Source organism: Psychrobacter sp. ASPA161_6 (assembly GCF_051970285.1).
In the GTDB taxonomy this organism is placed as follows: Bacteria; Pseudomonadota; Gammaproteobacteria; order Pseudomonadales; family Moraxellaceae; genus Psychrobacter; species Psychrobacter glaciei.
In genome coordinates this window covers 133,091-150,372 of sequence record NZ_JBEFNJ010000004.1, presented here as the reverse complement: position 1 = coordinate 150,372, position 17,282 = coordinate 133,091, and the positions used below count along the sequence as shown (strand labels likewise).

Genomic DNA, 17,282 nt, shown 5'->3' with positions numbered 1-17,282 from the left:
TATTCGTATATTATCGGAGAGTATAGACAGTCTTAGATAAATCAGAGACGGTGTTAGGCTGGCTCGATCGACTATTGATAGTGCTGTCATTCGCCTTCCTAGTTTATTAATTGTCTCTTCATTATCTTAAACCGACTATCTTGGGCGTTGATTAAGCCAGCTCAGTCACTAGGATTTGAGTTTTTTCAGTATCGGTTGCGGGGCGAATTTGCTCGCGCTCGGTGACAAAGACCACATTGTCATCTCCTTGCTCACTATTGACGAAATGACGGAAACGTTTGAGCTTTTCGCTATCGGTGATGGTGGCTTTCCACTCACACACATAGTTGTCGATCAGCAGCTGCATCTGTGCTTCTAGCTCGTCAGCGATGCCTAAGCTGTCTTCAATAATGACTGCTTGTAGATATTCCAATCCACCTTCTAAGCTCTCGCGCCATTTTGAAGTTCGTTGGAGTTTATCTGCTGTTTTTATATAAAACATAATAATACGGTCGATATATTTGATGACCGTGTCGCTATCTAGATCGGTGGCAAACAACTCACCATGACGCGGGGTCATACCACCATTACCACAGACAAATAAATTCCAACCATTCTCAGTGGCGATAATGCCAAAGTCCTTGCTTTGTGCCTCTGCACACTCGCGTGTACATCCGGACACGCCCATCTTTATTTTATGCGGTGAACGTACTCCTTTATAACGATCCTCTAAGGTAAGTGCCAAGCCGACACTGTCATCGACGCCGTAGCGACACCAGTTATTCCCCACGCACGATTTAACAGTACGCAAAGACTTGCCATAAGCGTGACCAGTCTCAAAGCCGGCTTGCACCAATTGTGTCCAGATATCAGGCAACTGGTCTAAACGTGCACCAAATAAATCCACGCGTTGACCACCTGTGATTTTGGTATACAAATTAAACTCTTTAGCGACTTGCCCAAGGATGATCAGCTTATCGGCGGTGATTTCACCACCTGGCACACGAGGTACGACAGAATAGGTGCCGTCTTTTTGTATGTTGCCCAGATAATAGTCATTGCTGTCTTGCAACGGTGTCAGTTCAGGCTTGAGCACATAATCATTCCAGCATGAGGCCAAGATGGAGGCGACCGTAGGTTTGCAAATCTCACAGCCATGACCGTTACCATGCTCATCCAACAGAGCATCAAAGGTTCTAATACCATGGACACGAATCAAGCTATAGAGCTCTTGACGGGTATAGGCAAAGTGCTCACATAAGTCATTATTGACCTCAAACCCAAGGTTCGTTAACTGGTAGCTTAAAGTGTCTTTCACCATAGGCGCACAGCCACCACATCCTGTACCTGCACTGGTACAAGACTTCACTTCGGCAATGGAGTACGCACCGTTTTCAACCGCCGCGCAAATAGCCCCTTTGGTGACGTTGTAGCATGAGCAAATCGTTGCACTATCTGGTAAATTTTCTATACCCATTTTCGGTTTTTCAACGTTGGGTAGTATGAGGCTTTCAGGGTGGGCAGGTAGGTCGATGTCGTTGAGATATAGCTGTAATAGATTATTATAGTCTTCGGTATCGCCGACCAATACCGCGCCAAGCAAGCGTTTATTATCAGGCGTTGTGACCAGTTTCTTATAAATGCCCTCAGCAGGGTTCTGGTACAAATAGCTCAAGCTGTCCGCGCTGTTGCCATGGGCGTCGCCAATACTACCAACATCGACGCCCATCAGTTTGAGCTTGGTGCTCATATCAGCGCCCGTAAAGGTTTGCGACTGATCTCCTGTGATTTGTGCCGCGCAAATACTCGCCATGCTGTAGCCTGGTGCTACTAAGCCAAATATTTTGTTATCCCACACCGCGCATTCGCCAATAGCGTAGACATGCGCGGCATTGGTGCGGCATTGTTCGTCAATTAAAATACCACCTCGTGCACCTATCTCAATGCCGCACTCAGGATTGTTTTTGATAATGCCATCTTGCGGACGGATACCCGCACTAAAAACGATCATATCGGTATCAAGCGAGGTATCATCGGTGAATTGCATGGTTAAATGGCATTGATCTTCACTGGTGTTATTTCTGTTTTTTGACAGGGCATCGGTATTGTCAATAATGGCTTGGGTATTCTTGCCAGTTAATACTTTGACCCCGAGGGCTTCAATTTTTCGTTTTAAAATCTCACCGCCAGCAGCATCAAGCTGAACACCCATCAATTGTGGGGCGAACTCTACAACATAAGTCTCTAACCCTAAAGTGACCAGTGCTTTTGCTGCCTCAAGTCCCAGCAGTCCACCACCCACGACCACACCCTTTCTGACTGTTGGGCGCTCAGCAATGGCGAGAATGTCATCTAAATCGGCAATGGTTCGGTATACGTGGCAATGCGGATGTTCACGCCCTGGAATGGGTGGTACAAACGGATAGGAGCCTGTTGCCAGTACCAACTCACCATATTCAATCTGCTCGCCAGCTTCAGTGATGATGTATTGGTTGGTTGCATCGATATCTACAATGCGCTGATTCAGATGCAATTGAATTTGGGCAGCGGCATAGGCGCTCAAATCAACCAAATTTAACTTACTGATATCTTTATGCTCAAAATAGCTCGATAAATACACACGATCATAAGCCGGACGGTCTTCTTCTGCAAACACATGAATCTCAAATTTCTCATGTAGCCCTTGCTCTATGGCTCGCTCAACGAAATGGTGCCCGACCATACCGTTGCCAATCACCACTAACTTAGCTTTATTTGTTGTACTCACTATAGTGCTGCTCATGCGCTTATCCTTAGTAATGGGGTTGTCTAAATATCGTGATCTAAACGTTATGATGGTTAGCAATATTTAGTGCCTACACCAATTACACCTTCAATAACTGTGCCAAGCACTGTTATATAGCGCTTTGTATTTAAGGGGATTGCTAAAAAATTCAGACGAATACGTATGACGCTCATCGCGTATTTACAAGGTCGCAAGGCATTTATGAGGAGGTTGACGATGATGGTAAATAAAACATTAATCGATCATTTGGCAATGAAGTGATAAGTATTGATGCACTAAAGTGGACAGAATCATGCACCAATTTGATTGCATTTATAATGAGTGGCATTTTTTATGTCTTTCAATGATACAAGGGCATCATGTTTTTTAAGATATGAATCGGCTTGTGATAGTCGCCTGTAAGTCTGCTATTACAAAGCATTGACGCTTTCACCAAAGACGATGGCTTGCCTCCACAATGATTTTTATGACGGCAAATGGCACAGCCATTGCACCCCCTTAAGTGTTCTAACTGATCATTCTGTTTAACATAACTTGTTCTTATGACTTTTTATGTTGGCCCTAAAGTTTGCCATTTAAGGAAATTGCTTATGTCGTCATCGCCACCATCGAACCCCGCTGTGCCAACTAAAAACAAGCTTAATATCTTATCTTTTACAGGTAAGAATAAAATTCTCCATCTTGGTTGGATGGCTTTTTTTCTGACCTTTTTTGTGTGGTTTAACCACGCGCCTTTTTTGTCCGCGATTGGGGAGACGCTTAACCTTACTAAAGATCAAATCAAAACCTTACTGATACTAAACGTCGCTTTGACGATTCCAGCTCGAGTCATTATCGGTATGCTAACCGATCGTTTTGGCCCGCGCCTCGTCTATACCGCCATTTTGGCGATTGGCGCCATTCCCTGTTTTACTTTTGCCTTTGCGCAAGACTACAACACGCTAGCGTTGTCTCGGTTCTTACTGGGTTTTGTAGGTGCAGGGTTTGTGGTGGGTATTCGTCTAATGAGTGATTGGTTCCCTGCAAATGAGCTGGGTACGGCTGAAGGTATTTATGGTGGTTGGGGCAATTTTGGTTCCGCTGCTGCTGCCTTGCTATTACCGACAGTGGCTATCATCGCTGCCGCTATAGTTGGTGGTGATGAGGGCTGGCGTTATGCGACGGCTACTTCAGGGGTGGTCATGATGCTGTACAGTGTGATTTTTTATAAGATGGTGCGAGATACGCCAAAGGGTGCGACGTATTTTAAACCCAAAAAATCTGGTGCCATGATGGTGACTTCAGCAGGTGACTTTTGGCTGATGATGGCGTTTAAGCTGCCAATGTATTTGGCCTTGGCTCTTTTGGGATGGAAATTATCGCCCGCTGGCGTCAGCTTGCTTAGTCAGGACAGCGTGACTATCGTCTATATCGGACTGGTTGTTTTATATATTTATGAGTTCGTGAGTAGTTATCGCTTTAATAAAGAGATATTTACTACGCCAGTTCCAAAAGCACATCAATATGACTTTAAGCAAGTCGGTATCTTAAATATTCTCTACTTTGCGACCTTTGGCTCAGAGCTGGCGGTGGTGTCTATGTTGCCGCTTTTTTATCAAGAGACATTTAGCCTATCGATTGTGATGGCAGGGGTATTGGCATCAAGCTATGCGTTTATGAATTTGATGTCACGTCCGGGCGGCGGTTGGCTCAGTGACAAGTATGGACGCAAGATCACGCTGCTGATTTTGACTGCGGGTTTAGCCGTCGGTTATTTATTGATGGGAATCGTTGATTCAACATGGCCGATTGCGTTGGCATTGTTAATCACGATGTTTTGCTCATTCTTTGTACAGGCAGGCGAGGGCGCAGTGTTTGCGGTCATTCCACTCATTAAGCGCAGTATGACTGGACAATTCGCTGGCATGACTGGTGCTTATGGCAATGTTGGTTCGGTCGTTTATTTAACCGTACTGAGTCTCGTCTCCTATCAGGTGTTTTTCTTTGTGATCGCCGCCACCGCAGTGGTTGGCTTCTTAGCACTATTCTTTTTAAAAGAGCCTGAAGGCGTTATCATCGAAGAAATGCCAGATGGTAGTTTTGCCCAAATTAAAGTGAGCTAAGTATGAAAAAGGGCGGCACACAAGACTTTAAGACCACTGACAAAACCAGTCACTATAGTGCGGATAATGCACTATGGTTGCTTGATTTTTATACCATGCAAGGGCGCAAATCCGAAAATCAAGACAGCTTGCTGATAACAACATGCTTGCCGTATGGACAGTCCACAGCAACCATCAACGGCGGTGTTCATTGTCCTCATGCGCCTTTATTGGTGCTGATGGCGGATGGTGTCAGTGCCTGTCAGTTCCCTAAACAAGCCAGTCAATTGGTCGTCAATACCATCACGCATCACCTTACTTTAGCGCTTGAAAATCTCGTGAGGACAGAGTATGAGTCGGCATCAGAAAATGAGTCACAAGCCAATGGTCAAAAGGCACCGATAAGCTTTGATGATAATCAAATTGCCATATTGATTAAGGAGGCGGTAAACAAAACCAATGATGTGCTCTATTTCCCACAAGTCTACGAGCGAGTACCACCGCTGTTATCGACCTTATCAGGCCTACTGTGTATCGGTGACCGTATCCATCTGTTTCATACGGGCGATTCACGTATTTACCGTATAGGTATGGATAGCATGGCGGTGCTCACTAAAGATCACCGCATCCATCGTGGGCAAGATAAAGGTGCGCTTTCGGCTGCTGTCGGCGCTGATACACGAATTCAGTTACAGCAATCGGTATTTACATTGCATCAAAACGAGTGCTTAGCGCTAATGACTGATGGCGTTTATGAATCTATTACCGCCTCAGAGCTTCAGTTTGAACTGTGTGCCGCCGCAAGCGCGCTAGTCCAGTCGACGACTATGATTGATCAAGATCCTGTTGACCAACAGATAAGTGATGTTGGTATCGGTGAAAGCTTAGGTGTCGGTGAAAGCTTAGATATCAGTAAAAGCTTATGCGAGCAAGCGTTTAGCGAAGGCAGTTACGATAACCTAAGTATGATGATGCTCGGTATGAATACGCCAGTGCTCCATAAGCAAACGTTTAAGGCACAAACTTACAAGACAGGCGACAATGCTAGCTCTCACGATATTCATCGTTACCAGTTGCCAACGGGTTTGGAGATTGGTGCGCAGATTGACGGTTTTACTGTCAAGAACATTATAGCCCGTACTGCTCGTAGTGAAGTGTATTTGGTAGAAGATAGCAACCATCATGCCTTTGTCATAAAGTCGCCAAGCCTTGATACGATTACCGATGGGTACTATCTGCGCGAGTTTTTAAAAGAGCGAAAAATAGGATTGAGCTTATCTAAGCACAGCCGTGCTGGTGAGCCTGCTTACAATCAAGCGGACCCTAATGATTTATCGAGCGATAACAGCCTTATAAGCATCAAAACCAATCAAAGCGCGAGCTCAGCGCTGAGTTCTTCAGGATTGCTACGTTATTACCCCGTACCAGCGAGTAGTACTTATTTATACCATCTAACCGAATATATTGAGGGCGAGAGCCTCAGAGATTTTATGGATCGCCATGCCCCTTGCGACGTATGGCAGACATATGATTTGTTGACCAAAATAGGCATGGCGGTTCGGGTGATGCATCGGAACTATCTATTGCATCAAGACATCAAGCCGGAAAATATCCTATTGACCACCTCAGGCGCGGTCAAATTGATTGATTTTGGTTCGGCCAGCTCTTTAATACTCAAAGACAGCACTCGACCACCAAACGGTGATTTGCACTACGCTGCACCAGAATATTACAGCGATGCACCAAAAGGAGTTTATTCTGATTTATTTTCCATAGCCGTAATCGGTTATGAGCTACTAACCAATGAGTTGCCGTTTAGTTCGCAAGATTTGATGAGTTCGCATCAAGCAAGTCATACATTGACGCTGCCTGCTCAATCATTACGTCAGCACCGCGTACCCACTGCTAGCCAGCAAGCGTTAATGCGTGCGCTGCATTCCAACACCCAAGCTAGATACCAAGCAATTGGTGAGTTTTTACAAGATTTTAACCCCGATAACACCAGCAATATCCGCGACCCTGAGCCGCTTATCATACGCCATCCCTTACTGGTATGGCACAGCATTTGCTTCATTCAGTTTGTCATCATCTTATCATTGCTGGCTTATTTTCTATAAGTTTGCTTCAACAAAAACATGATATGACACGCCATTTATTTAATGCTGCACGTTGCGGCTAAGGGATGCTCTTCTTATGTCGCCTTTTGTACCACACCTTAATGCACAGTCAACAGTAGTCAATAGCCAAAATCCTAAAATAGCGTCGACGCTACCTTCGAGTGCTGGTATCGTCATTATTGGTGCTGGCATGGCAGGCAGCCGTTTTGCCATTGAGCTGGCACGTGCCCAGCAGCAAAGTAAGTCGCCAAATAACCAAAGACCATTACCGATTACCCTTATCAGCAAAGAGCCAGAGGTCGGCTACAACCGCATTATGCTATCACCAGTGCTGGCAGGAGATAGCGCCTTTGAGGATACTTATTTATACCAGCAATCAGATTATGAACAGCTGGGTATCACCGTATTGGCTGGAATTTCGGTTGACACAATAGACATCAAACAGCAATCCATTGAGCTGAGCAATGGACAAACGCTCGCTTATAGCAAGCTGGTTATTGCGACGGGCTCCAGTGCTCGAATCATTCCTTTTCCTAATTATGATGCTAAAGGCGTGCACGTGTTTCGAGAAGTAGCCGATGTAAATGCACTAACCGCATATGCACATCAAGGGAAAAAAGGTCTGGTGATTGGGGGCGGGGTATTAGGGTTAGAGGCCGCGTGTGCTTTGGCTTCTCAAGGAGCAGATATGACGGTTGTTCATGTGGACAGCTATGTACTGAACCGACAGCTTGATTTGCCCGCCGCTGAGCTATTGCAAGCAGAGCTCAGCTGTCGAAATGTCGGACTTGAGGTATCAGCGATCACTGAATGTATAGCGGTCAACAACCAGCATGAAGTATGCGGATTGTTACTAAAAGATGGGCGCACATTGCCAGCAGATTTCGTGGTCATGGCAGTGGGAGTGGTACCTAATATCACACTGGCAAAAGACAGCGGACTGACGGTCAACCGTGGCATTATCGTCGATAATTATATGCATACCAGCGCTGCCAACGTATACGCTATTGGCGAATGTGTGGAGCTAGACGGTGAGCTGTTCGGTATGGTGGCGCCCGTCAATCAGCAAGTTGATACCTTAGTTTCTGTCCTAAAAGATGCGAGGATATCAAACGATGGTTTAGCATCTAGAAATAATTGGCACCCTTTTACTAGCAAACCGCTGTCTTTAAAGCTAAAAGTATCTGGCATCAGTGCCTTTTCAGCAGGGCAAGTCGACTTTGACGAGGAGGAAGCGGCAGCTATCGAAACCATTACTTATCAGCAGACCAGTATAAATCACTATCACTGCCTCTATCTTAGAAACAATAAACTGATCGGCGCTGTACTCTATGGTGAGGTCAATGAGGGCAGTTTCTATAGTCAGCTAATCAACAGCAATAGTGATATCGCGCCTATAAAAGCGGATTTAATATTTGGCGAGGCTTACTGTGATTTAGAGAAAATAACGACAGATAGTGAGGCTAACGGAGACATGGATATCGATAGCGATCTGGATTTATTAAGCGCAGCAGACATAGTAGGAGCGGCGTCATGAGTGAAGTGATCTTGAGTAATAAATCGAATGCTAGTCAAGAATTAGAAAGTGGTATACGCCGATCTGATCACAAATCTGATGACATATTCAATCCTTCAAAAACGGCTCTTATTGCCACATATACTGAAGAAATGACATCCACCATACGTACCACTTGTCCTTACTGCGGGGTAGGGTGTGGCGTCCTAGCCAGTGTCGATGCGACAGGGGTAGTGAGTGTCAAAGGAGATCCTGAGCATCTGGCGAACTTTGGTAAATTGTGCTCAAAGGGCAGTGCGCTGGCACAAACCTTAGGTAGCGAGCGACGCTTAACTGAGCCTTACTATCAAAACAAGCAAGCGGTAATGCAACAGCATCGACCTATGCAATTGGGTAATGATTTTAACGCTATCGACATATCTGATGAGCCACTTACAAAGCCTATAGATTGGAATAACGTCTTAGATGATATTGCCACGCGCTTAAATGACACGATCGCCAAGCATGGTCGCGACAGCATTATGTTTTATGTCTCAGGACAGCTGCTCACTGAGGATTATTACGTTGCCAATAAGTTTATCAAAGGCTTTATCGGTAATAATAATATCGATTCCAACTCACGCCTATGTATGTCTTCCGCAGTAGCAGGGCACAAACGCGCCTTTGGCGCTGATTTGGTGCCTGGTAATTACGAGGATTTAGAGTCCTGCGATTTATTGGTGCTGGTGGGCTCAAACATGGCATGGTGCCATCCTATTTTGTTTGGACGATTTTTAGCTGCCAAAAAAATTGATCCCAGTAAAAAGCTTATCGTCATTGATCCGCGTCGTACGGATTCCTGTGAGTTCGCAGATTTGCACTTACCAATAGCAGCGGGCACCGATACGCATTTATACAATGGGTTGTTGCACTATCTTGAGCAGCAAGGTTGTTGCGATGAGCGTTATCTCAGGCAATGTAATGATGTCGATCTCGCTTTGGAGGCTGCCAAGACGTGGAGCATCGACAAAGTCGCTCAAGCATGCAAAATCAGCGCTGACCTCATACGCCAGTTTTATCAGCTAGTCGCTGCCAATGACAAGACAGTGACCGCGTTTAGTATGGGCGTTAACCAATCAAAGAGTGGCACCGACAAGGTCAATGCCATTATCAATAGTCATCTGTACACCGGACGCGTAGGAAAAGTAGGCGCCAGTCCGTTTTCACTCACTGGTCAGCCAAACGCTATGGGTGGCCGTGAAGTCGGGGCGCTGGCTAATTTGCTGGCGGCACATTTAGATTTGAGTAATGGTATTCATCGTCAACTGGTGGCTGATTTTTGGCAGGCACCGCAGTCTATTGCGCCAGAGGTGGGCATCCAAGCTTGTGATGCTGCCGATGCTATCTTAGATGGGCGTATCAAAGCCATTTGGATTATGGCGACCAATCCAGTCGTGAGCTTACCTGAAGCGGATAAATTTCGCCGCGCATTAGCGGCTTGTGACTTGGTAATAGTCTCTGACTGCTCGGTAGACAGCGATACGGTTAAGTGCGCAGACATTGTATTGCCAGCCCAAGGTTGGGGTGAAAAGTCAGGCACAGTCACCAATTCTGAGCGGCGAATCTCAAGACAGCGGGCGTTGAAGCCTGCATTAGGACTCGCTAAGCCTGACTGGTGGATACTGTCTCAAGTTGCCACCCGCATGGGGCTAGCTGGGTTTGATTACCAGCATCCTAGTGAGATATTCAATGAGCATGTGGCATTGACCGCTTATAAAAACGATCCTAGCCAAGTGCCCTCTATTAGCAATCAACCGCGCTATCTGAATTTGGCCAAAGACCTACCAATGCCAATCCTAAATCGTGCTGACTATGAGGTAATGACCCCCTTTCAATGGGGCGACCCGCGAATCACCATGGCGCACTCAAACTTTATCGCTATTACACCCTCAGATAGTGCCAGCTTACCTAATAGGCATCAGCGTCGCTCAAGACCGGAAGCTAATGGCAATACAGAAAGCAATAATATAGCGAGCAATAATAGAGAACATGATAACAGGCGCGATAAGCCACATAACGGTCACTCATCGACCGTGCATCTACGTCTTATTACCGGTAGATTACGTGATCAGTGGCATACCATGACCCGCACAGGACTTGCGCCGCAGCTTAACCAACATGAGTCTGCGCCGATGCTGACCCTCCATCCCGATGACGCCAAGCAACTCGGTGTTGAAAAAGGCGACTATGTGCAGCTACGTCCTCGCTATGAGCAAAACCTACCACACAAGCAGCAGCAAAAACAGCGTCAGCCACATGATAAGGCGGCTGTTGATTCAAATACATATGACTCACATACAGATCATTCACATACAGATCATTCAAATACAGACATTGAAGTGTTAGAGCAAAAAGTGATAGCACAAGTTGCCATCAGTGATGGCATGCGTGTTGGTGATGCATTTATGCCCATGCACTGGAGTAACGCCTTTGCCAGCAGTGCAAGAGTAGGTACGCTCATTCCGACGGTTGTCGATCCCCATTCAGGACAGCCTGAGCTAAAAAACTCAGCGATTAGTATCAGCGCTGTACCCATGCAAACGTTTGGCAAGATTTTGGTGCATCCTGATTTGCAAGACACCATACTAGTGCACTTTCGTGCTATGGCGGCTAGCTTTAAGGAGCAAATGACAGACAATGAATCGCAAGCAGCCTCTTCCAGCTTTGATGTGGCTAGTGAGCAGTCGACTCAAACACTACCAGCACTGACATGGAGTATTAGTCGCCAAACCAACAGCGTTCTAATCACTCTTGCTAGCCCAGTCGATAGCATCGCTAAGAAATTGCTTGATCCTGAGTTTTGGCAGCAGTTTATCGATAGCTATCAAAGCTCTGTATCGGATAAAGGATTGACGGATGACGCTGCCAATACTGTAGGGGTTAATAGTGCTTTTACCCTTAGTAAACCGGAGCAGCAACTACGCTTTATTTTGACTCAGTCGGAGGCGAATGAGGCAAGTGAGGCAAATAATGAAGAGGTCGATCGCACGTTGCCAAGCACTTCTATCTCTACTATACCGAGTGAGCGGCTACTATTAGCTATTTACTTCGCGCCGCAAGTGACGCAGCTGCCAAGCAGTCATTGGCTTGATAGCTGCTTTACCAATACCGATGCGATACCCGCACAGCAGCGCTATAAATGGTTGCTGGCAGGTCGTCCAGCCACAGGTTATATCGATCCAGGCCCGCTGGTGTGCTCGTGCATGGCGGTGGGAGAAAACATTATCATCAATGCCATCACTAAACAGCAATGTACCAGCGCACATGCCATTGGTAAAGCGTGCCGAGCGGGCACCAATTGCGGCTCATGTGTGAGTCAAATTAATGCACTTATTGAGGAGTATGCGTCATAGCTGTCTTATAACTTCCTTATAACCGCCTTATGAAATACAACCAATGGATCAATATGGCATGAGGCTTGCACCGTGTCTTGTACTATCTTTTGTTCTTATGTATTCCATTATGAAGTGCTGATCTGCACGGCGCTAATAGTGTTATTAGGAGTGACCATTATGACTGATTCATCTGCTTTTATCGCAACCCTACCTTCGAATGACTTGTCCAATAAAAAATGCAACGTCAATGTGCTAAACACACCATCAACGATAGCAGAAGGTGAAAAAGTAGGCACTGTGCATTTAGTCGGTGCTGGTTCTGGTGATCCTGAGTTGTTGACTCTAAAAGCGTTACGAGTCATGCAGCGCGCAGACATAGTGCTTTATGACAGCTTAGTCTCAGAGGATATCTTAGATATGTGCGCGCTGACAGCAGAAAAAATATTCGTCGGTAAGCGCCGTGCCAACCATGCTCTGCCGCAAGAAGGCATCAATGAGCTGCTAGTCAAACACGCGCTGGCAGGCAAAACAGTGGTTCGTCTAAAAGGCGGCGACCCCTTTATTTTTGGGCGCGGCGGAGAAGAGCTGCAAGAAGTTGTGCGCCATGGCATTCGTTTTGAATCCATTCCCGGCATCACAGCCGCCAGCGCCGCTGCTAGCCGTGCAGGGATTCCACTAACGCACCGTGACCATGCACAAGCCGTCAAGTTTGTGACAGCGTGCAAAAAGTCAGGCGCAGCCAATAATGACTATGACGAACACTTGGACAGCAAACAAACGGTAGTGTTTTATATGGGACTACATCGGCTAGGTGAGTTGACCAAAGGGTTGATAGCAGCGGGGCGCGACAGCGATACTCCTTTTGCCGTGATTAGTCATGCAAGCTTACCCACGCAGCAGCTGCTCATCGGTACGCTTGGTAGTATCGCTAATCAGCAAGCGATAGCGAAATTGCCAACACCTGCACTATTAATTATGGGTGATGTTGTCACTTTATATCATGAGTTTGCAGACTATAATCTTGGTGCTGTGGGTAAAGGTGCATTTGTTGATGTTAATAAAGTTATAAGCAGTAACCACTTAATACCCAATTTGGAAAGTATGACGTAGGAACGTTACTTATTATAAATTTCGTAATTGCTCAATTAACCAACGATGTATGCCACTGTCAGTAGTACGTGGGTGCCATGCCGCGATGACTTTAAAAGTAGGTGGCAAGGCTTCAACCTCAAGCTCTTTGACCTTACTGCTCGGCAATAACCGCGAAGGATAAAACGCAATCATATCAGTCGTGTGCAAAATATTGGGTACAGCCGAAAAGCTAGGAACTGACATCACAATATTTCGTTTTAGACCTTTTTCTGCAAACCATTGGTCATGAGAGCCGCGCAAATTAGCACGCGAAGGCGACACCACCAACTGCGGGTGCGCAGCCACTTGCGTCAGTGTTAATGGCTCTGTGGCAAAAATATTTTCACAACCCGTCACGCATAAATGTTGCTCTTCAAATAGAGTGACATACGATAAGTTGTCAGGGATGAATTCGGGAAAGGTAATCAATAAATCAAGCTCGCCTGCTGCAATAAGTTGGTTAATATTGTCTGAGGCAAAGTCGCGCACGATCAGCTTCAAATCCGGTGCGTCGCGGCGCGTAATATTAAACAACTGCGGTAACAGCGCCTGTGTCGCATAGTCGGTCGCACTAATCGTAAAGACGCCTTTATATGTTTGCGGCGTAAAAATCTCTGGCTCTAACAAATCTTCCAACTGCTTTAATATATGATCAATAGGTTGCTGCATCGATAGCGCCTTTGGCGTTGCCACCATGCTATTGCCTTGACGAATAAATAAGCGATCATCAAACACCTCACGTAACTTACGCAGCTGCTCACTGATGGCTTGTTGGGTCAGCCCCATTTTGCGTGCGACTTGTGAGAGGTTTTTTAGATCAAGCAAAGCCTGTAATACTCTAAGCTGCTTAATATCGAGCCGATTCATACCATTCATAACTCATACCATTAATAGTTGTATCTTAAACAATAAGTGGTTGTTTCTAATTGTACCCTCAAAACGCTATGCTGACCAACATTGCTTAAGTAGCAACTAAATGAGCTATTAAGCATCAAAACAGGCCAAATACATTTAATAATAAGCCATCAGCTGCTTTAAAAGAGATATTTATGACACAAACCATTCTAAATACAAGTACACTATTTTCCTCTGTAGAACTTGGGCCTTATACGCTCAAAAACCGTATCGTAATGCCGCCATTGACACGCTCTCGTAGCACGCAGCCTGACAATATTCCTAATGACTTAATGGCCAGCTATTATGCACAGCGTGCGACAGCAGGCTTTATGGTGACTGAAGGTACGCAGATTGAGCCAAGAGGCCAAGGTTACGCTTGGACACCTGGTATCCATTCACCAGCCCAAGTTGAAGGCTGGAAAAAAGTTACGCAAGCAGTACATGCTAAAGGTGGTATTATTTTTGCTCAGTTATGGCATGTTGGGCGTGTGTCTCATACCAGCTTGCAGCCACAAGGTGCTCAGCCTGTAGGCCCATCAGCGATTGCTGCTGACAACGTAAAAGTATTTATTGAAACAGGTCCAGGTGAAGGTGCGTTGGCCGATCCAAGTGAGCCACGCGCACTCAGTACCGATGAAGTTGGTGAGCTGGTAATGATGTATGCGGCAGCCGCACGCAATGCATTGGAGGCGGGTTTTGATGGGGTAGAGCTGCATTGTGCTAATGGTTATTTGGTCAATCAGTTTATTTCTGAGCATAGCAACACCCGTGATGATCAATATGGTGGGTCGTTGACCAATCGTCTGCGCTTCTTAAAAGAAATCGTCGCTGCTGTCAGTGATGTGGTTGGTGCGGATCGTTTAGGCGTACGCTTTGCGCCTTTGTTTGCGAGTACGGATGAGACGCGCGTGTATTTAGGCTTGGTAGAGTCAGATCCTCATCATACGTATGTCGAAGCGGTCAAATTGCTGGAACAAGCGGGCATTGCTTACTTGTCCATTGCTGAAGCCGATTGGGATAATGCGCCTGATTTGCCAGACACTTTTTATCAAGCGGTCAGAGAAGAATTTTCAGGCCGTATTATTTATGCGGGTAAATATACCGTAGAAAAAGCCGTGAATATTTTAGCCAAAGGCTATGGCGATTTATTTGCGTTTGGTCGTCCCTTTATTGCCAACCCTGATCTACCTGAGCGTATCGCCAATAATTGGCCACTCAATGAAGTAGATCCTACCACGATGTATGGTGGCACTGACGTTGGCTATAGTGATTATCCTTATTATCAAGCATAGTTAAAAAAACAATAGTAATAAATAGAAATAAGGCCATTTTTGGCCTTATTTCTATTTATAAATTTAATCATCAGTCGGTATCATATAATGAATAAAAATTCTAAAGACAGACTTATACGTATATTAATAGGATATGTCGGACTCTATCCAACACTCCTAATTGTATTAACATTATTGAAGCCTGTGACTCAAGGGTTAAGCCTGCCAGTGGTGGTATTAATTGAAACGATCATACTCGTTCCGTTGACACAGCTAGTGTCCTTCCCACTAGCAGGCTGGGTCATTGAGCGTCTAAGCAGAAAAAAGTGATCGTTTTTCGCAGCGTTCACTGGTAAACCATCATATTATTCCAGCTCATCAATCAACTGCTTCATCTCAGCGATTTCACGTTTTTGCGCTTTTATGATATCGTCAGCGAGCTGTTGTACACGCGGATCTTCAATATCAGCACGGCTACTGGTGAGAATAGCAATCGAGTGATGCGGTATCATCGCTTGCATCCAATCGACTTGATCGACAGTTGCTTGTGATCGCACACCCCAAATACCGACGGCAAACATCAATACGCTCAGACCATAAATCATTAAGTTGACCTTGGTCTTCTTATACATATTGGTCATAAATGCCAACATGACCACTGCCATACCGGCACCCATGTAGAGCGCCATATAAGCTCGGGTTTCACTAAAGTAAATATGATCCCATTCATAAGTATTGAAATACATCATGATGTACATCACAATCGTAGACGTCACAATCATCAGGGTGAACTTTACATAAGGGTTCATGCCCTGTTGATGATCCATGTTGTTTTGATCTGAAGCATTCATAGTATATCCCCTATTATTTTAATAAAATTAGAACCAGAATTTGACCCCCGCAGTCAAACTACTGCTATCAACCGATTCATTTTCTTGACGTCGTTGATCACGAGCTTTGCCAAGCGCTGTCTCATAACTCACACCCACATAAGGGGCTAGCTGGCGACTGAACGTCTCATAAGTCAGCCTGACCTCAGCTTCCATTTCATTAAAGCCTTTGGTAATGCCATTATCATGGTCATCTTTACTAAAGGCAGTTAATCCCACCTCTGGTATGACTACCCAATGCTGATCCAAACGCCATTCGTACTCTGCACCTAAATCAAGGCGGAGTTGACCATCGGTATATAAGTAGGCTCTCGCATCTGTTTCGATAAAATACGGTGCGGTACCGACAATGCCTGCCATAAGGGCAGCGTTATCATTTTCAGTATCGTAAGCGACACCAGCTTCACCATTCCAAAAAATGCTCAGTGGTTTCCAATAAGCAAGCGAGCTCAAGCTATCTATTTCTTTATCATCTTTAGTCTGAGCACTACCTTCGGTGCGTAGCCTTATACGATTACTATCAGTACCGTACCAACCCGTCGCCTCGAAGTTGATTTGATCCTCATCAAACTGATAGCCCAAGTCGTCTACTGAGACTCCCCATAACGGCATGCTGCCCATCATCATTGGCTTACCATACTGCCCGTAGGGAATCCCATTCGAATAGTCTGGACTGCGAGCATCGGCTGGTGGCTGCCCGCCTTGCATACCAGACATATCCATACTGCCATGATCCATGCCCGACATATCCATGCCGCTATGATCCATATCTGACATATCGCCCGACATACCCATTCCGCTGTGATCCATATCAGACATATCGCCCGACATATCCATACCACTATGATCCATACCAGACATATCACCTGACATGTCCATGCCACTGTGATCCATACCAGACATATCACCTGACATGTCCATGCCACTGTGATCCATATCAGACATATCGCCTGACATATCCATACCGCTGTGATCCATGCCAGACATATCGCCCGACATATCCATGCCGCTGTGATCCATACCAGACATATCGCCTGACATGTCCATACCGCTGTGATCCATGCCAGACATATCGCCCGACATATCCATGCCGCTGTGATCCATACCAGACATATCGCCTGACATGTCCATACCGCTATGATCCATACCAGGCATATCAGCAGCCGTTGCAAACGATGAGGTGAGCAAGACTAGCGATGACAAACCAATGAATGGCAGATTTTTCTTAGATATTTTCATAA

At 45.7% G+C, this 17,282-nt stretch carries 11 protein-coding genes; 7 read left to right on the top strand and 4 right to left on the bottom strand.

The window, feature by feature from the left end:
• Positions 1 to 151 precede the first annotated feature (151 nt).
• Positions 152 to 2,761: a nitrite reductase large subunit NirB gene (nirB, locus tag ACTQ9T_RS11640; protein WP_440465169.1), complete on the bottom strand. Its 2,610-nt coding sequence runs from the start codon at positions 2,759 to 2,761 to the stop codon at positions 152 to 154.
• A 593-nt stretch (positions 2,762 to 3,354) separates the two neighbouring features.
• On the opposite strand from nirB, the gene ACTQ9T_RS11635 reads away from it, so the two are divergent.
• The 5 genes from ACTQ9T_RS11635 to cobA all read left to right on the top strand — a co-directional run bounded on the left by ACTQ9T_RS11635 (position 3,355) and on the right by cobA (position 12,962).
• A complete protein-coding gene (locus ACTQ9T_RS11635) occupies positions 3,355 to 4,866 on the top strand; it encodes a NarK family nitrate/nitrite MFS transporter (RefSeq protein ID WP_149408266.1) in 1,512 nt (503 codons plus the stop codon).
• A gap of 2 nt (positions 4,867 to 4,868) precedes the next feature.
• The gene (locus tag ACTQ9T_RS11630) at positions 4,869 to 6,962 is read left to right on the top strand and encodes a protein kinase domain-containing protein (RefSeq protein WP_440465168.1); all 2,094 of its coding nucleotides are present in this window, start codon (positions 4,869 to 4,871) and stop codon (positions 6,960 to 6,962) included.
• 76 nt (positions 6,963 to 7,038) lie between these two features.
• A complete protein-coding gene (locus tag ACTQ9T_RS11625; protein ID WP_440465167.1) occupies positions 7,039 to 8,499 on the top strand; it encodes an NAD(P)/FAD-dependent oxidoreductase in 1,461 nt (486 codons plus the stop codon).
• Positions 8,496 to 11,870: a molybdopterin-dependent oxidoreductase gene (locus tag ACTQ9T_RS11620; RefSeq protein WP_440465166.1), complete on the top strand. Its 3,375-nt coding sequence runs from the start codon at positions 8,496 to 8,498 to the stop codon at positions 11,868 to 11,870. Before ACTQ9T_RS11625 ends, ACTQ9T_RS11620 begins: the two co-directional genes overlap by 4 nt.
• A 159-nt stretch (positions 11,871 to 12,029) precedes the next feature.
• Positions 12,030 to 12,962 (top strand): uroporphyrinogen-III C-methyltransferase, encoded by a 933-nt coding sequence (gene cobA / locus ACTQ9T_RS11615; protein WP_440465165.1) that lies wholly within the window; start codon positions 12,030 to 12,032, stop codon positions 12,960 to 12,962.
• A gap of 12 nt (positions 12,963 to 12,974) precedes the next feature.
• Here the strand turns inward: cobA and ACTQ9T_RS11610 are convergent, their stop codons facing one another.
• Positions 12,975 to 13,859 carry a LysR family transcriptional regulator gene (locus ACTQ9T_RS11610; protein ID WP_440465164.1) on the bottom strand — a complete coding sequence of 295 codons (885 nt, stop codon included), beginning with the start codon at positions 13,857 to 13,859 and terminating at the stop codon, positions 12,975 to 12,977.
• A 173-nt stretch (positions 13,860 to 14,032) separates the two neighbouring features.
• Here ACTQ9T_RS11610 and ACTQ9T_RS11605 point away from each other — a divergent pair, with 173 nt between their 5' ends.
• Together ACTQ9T_RS11605 and ACTQ9T_RS11600 are read left to right on the top strand one after the other, a co-directional pair.
• Positions 14,033 to 15,172, top strand: coding sequence for an alkene reductase (locus ACTQ9T_RS11605; protein ID WP_352309989.1), 1,140 nt, complete (start codon positions 14,033 to 14,035; stop codon positions 15,170 to 15,172).
• Between the two features lie 87 nt (positions 15,173 to 15,259).
• Positions 15,260 to 15,481, top strand: coding sequence for a hypothetical protein (locus ACTQ9T_RS11600; protein ID WP_440465163.1), 222 nt, complete (start codon positions 15,260 to 15,262; stop codon positions 15,479 to 15,481).
• Between the two features lie 35 nt (positions 15,482 to 15,516).
• On the opposite strand, the gene ACTQ9T_RS11595 is transcribed toward ACTQ9T_RS11600, so the two are convergent.
• Together ACTQ9T_RS11595 and ACTQ9T_RS11590 are read right to left on the bottom strand one after the other, a co-directional pair.
• The gene (locus ACTQ9T_RS11595) at positions 15,517 to 16,002 is read right to left on the bottom strand and encodes a DUF305 domain-containing protein (RefSeq protein WP_439293788.1); all 486 of its coding nucleotides are present in this window, start codon (positions 16,000 to 16,002) and stop codon (positions 15,517 to 15,519) included.
• Positions 16,003 to 16,029: 27 nt separating this feature from the next.
• Positions 16,030 to 17,280: a copper resistance protein B gene (locus tag ACTQ9T_RS11590; RefSeq protein ID WP_440465162.1), complete on the bottom strand. Its 1,251-nt coding sequence runs from the start codon at positions 17,278 to 17,280 to the stop codon at positions 16,030 to 16,032.
• Between the last annotated feature and the right edge of the window lie 2 nt (positions 17,281 to 17,282).